At 56.0% G+C, this 434-nt stretch carries 1 protein-coding gene; it reads right to left on the bottom strand.

Annotated features, from left to right (window positions below; all coding sequences use genetic code 11):
- Positions 1 to 74 precede the first annotated feature (74 nt).
- Positions 75 to 434: SphA family protein (locus AACY49_RS31225; RefSeq protein ID WP_339528204.1), on the bottom strand; the 360-nt coding region annotated here is incomplete at its 5' end.

Genomic DNA, 434 nt, shown 5'->3' on the forward strand with positions numbered 1-434 from the left:
GTCTGGTGCGGGATGAGTCTGTTTATTGGGCGCCCGTCTGAGTACTGTTCGCATCTGAGCGCAATCTGGCAGGGTCAGAAGGCGTACGGAATACTCACCTTCGCCCACAACATTTCCCCCTTCGGCCGGTTCTCCACGTCAAATTCCTTGGCCCAGCGAATCTCCGCACTGGCGTACTTGAGAAAGGTGAAGTGCAGTGCCGGCCCGATTGCGAACACCTTGCCGCGCACGCCGTCATCCACATCCTGCCCGGCGAACTGCACGGTGCGGCCGAACTGTTTGTCGTCTGTGGTCTGCTTGAGGTAGTAGCCGTTGATGCCGAGCATCAGGTCGTCGGTAATCTTGTAGCTGGCCGAATAATCGAAGTGAAAGATCTGCCCGGATTTGTAGTCGGTGTCCTTGTTCTTCTCGTTGAAACTGTAGCTGGTCTTCAT

Origin of the sequence: Pseudomonas sp. EL_65y_Pfl2_R96, from assembly GCF_963970905.1 — a bacterium.
In the GTDB taxonomy this organism is placed as follows: Bacteria; Pseudomonadota; Gammaproteobacteria; order Pseudomonadales; family Pseudomonadaceae; genus Aquipseudomonas.